The organism is Saccharopolyspora ipomoeae (genome assembly GCF_029952525.1).
Classification (GTDB): Bacteria; Actinomycetota; Actinomycetes; order Mycobacteriales; family Pseudonocardiaceae; genus Saccharopolyspora; species Saccharopolyspora ipomoeae.
On record NZ_JASAOF010000045.1, the window covers coordinates 1 to 1,873 of the forward strand.

The 1,873-nt window shown below is 69.2% G+C and carries 1 protein-coding gene; it reads right to left on the minus strand.

The window, feature by feature from the left end; all coding sequences use genetic code 11:
• Positions 1-1,873 (minus strand): methylmalonyl-CoA mutase (gene scpA / locus QFW96_RS30145; RefSeq protein WP_281459151.1); only part of this gene is annotated, 1,873 nt, incomplete at both ends.

Sequence of the window (1,873 nt, forward strand, 5' to 3'; positions counted from 1 at the left end):
GGGCCGACGTCGACGTCGAAGCCGAGGTCGGCGAAGGCGGTGGCGATGACCTTCTGGCCGCGGTCGTGGCCGTCCTGTCCCATCTTGGCCACCAGGATGCGCGGGCGGCGGCCTTCGGCCTCGGCGAAGGCCTCGACCTGTTCGCGGGCCGATTCGAGCTGGTCGGACTGGCCGGCTTCTTCCCGGTACACGCCGGAGATCGTACGGATCTGGCCGGAGTGGCGGCCGAAGACCTTCTCCAGGGCGTCGGAGATCTCGCCGACGGTGGCCTTGGCGCGGGCGGCGTCGACGGCCAGGGCCAGCAGGTTGTGGCCGAGGTCGTTGGGGCGGTCGTCGGACAGCGAGGCCTCGGCGGCGCCGGTGAGCCGCCGCAGCGCGTCCTCGCACGCCTGGGTGTCGCGTTCTTCCCGCAGTCGCCGGAGCTTGTCGAGCTGCTGGTTGCGGACGTCGGCGTTGTCGACCTTGAGGACCTCGACCTGCTCGTCGCCGTCGTAGCGGTACTTGTTGACGCCGATGAGGGGCTGGCGGCCGGAGTCGATGCGGGCCTGGGTGCGGGCGGCGGCCTCCTCGATGCGCAGCTTGGGGATGCCGGCGTCGATGGCCTGGGCCATGCCGCCGGCGTCTTCGACCTCGGTGATGTGCGCCCAGGCGCGCTCGGCGAGGTCTTGGGTGAGGCGTTCGAGGTAGTAGCTGCCGCCCCACGGGTCGATGACGCGGGTGGTGCCGGATTCCTGCTGCAGCACCAGCTGGGTGTTGCGGGCGATGCGCGCGGAGAAATCGGTCGGGAGGGCGAGGGCTTCGTCGAGGGCGTTGGTGTGCAGGGACTGGGTGTGTCCCTGGGTGGCGGCCATCGCCTCCACGCAGGTGCGGGCGACGTTGTTGTAGACGTCCTGGGCGGTCAGCGACCAGCCGGAGGTCTGCGAATGGGTGCGCAGCGACAGCGATTTCGGGTTCTCCGGCCCGAACTGCTTGACCAGCTTCGACCAGAGCAGCCGCGCGGCGCGCAGTTTCGCGACCTCCATCGCGAAGTTCATGCCGATGCCCCAGAAGAACGACAGCCGGGGCGCGAAGGAGTCGATGTCGAGCCCGGCCTGCTTGCCCGCCCGCAGGTACTCCACGCCGTCGGCGAGGGTGTAGGCGAGCTCCAGGTCGGCCGTGGCCCCGGCCTCCTGGATGTGGTAGCCGGAGATGGAGATCGAGTTGAACTTCGGCATCTTCTGGCTGGTGTAGGAGAAGATGTCGGAGATGATCCGCATCGACGGCTGCGGCGGGTAGATGTAGGTGTTGCGGACCATGAACTCCTTGAGGATGTCGTTCTGGATGGTCCCGGCCAGCTGCTCCGGTGCGACACCCTGCTCTTCGGCGGCGACGATGTAGAGCGCCATGACCGGCAGCACCGCGCCGTTCATGGTCATCGACACGCTCATCTTGTCCAGCGGGATGCCGTCGAAGAGCTGCCGCATGTCCAGGATCGAGTCGATCGCCACCCCGGCCATGCCCACGTCACCGCCCACCCGGGGGTGGTCGGAGTCGTAGCCGCGGTGGGTGGCCAGGTCGAAGGCCACCGACAGGCCCTTCTGCCCGGCGGCGAGGTTGCGCCGGTAGAAGGCGTTGGAGGCCTCGGCGGTGGAGAAACCCGCGTACTGGCGCACGGTCCAGGGCTGGTTGACGTACATCGTCGGGTAGGGGCCGCGCAGGAACGGCGCCAGACCCGGGTAGGTCGACAGGAAGTCCAGTCCGTCCACATCGGACTCGGTGTAGAGCGGCTTGACGTCGATGCCCTCCGGGGCCTCCCACGCCAGCGCGTCGGACTCCTTGCCGGTGGCCGCCAGCACCTCCGACCGCCAGCGGTCCTCGTCGGCCTGCGACGGGG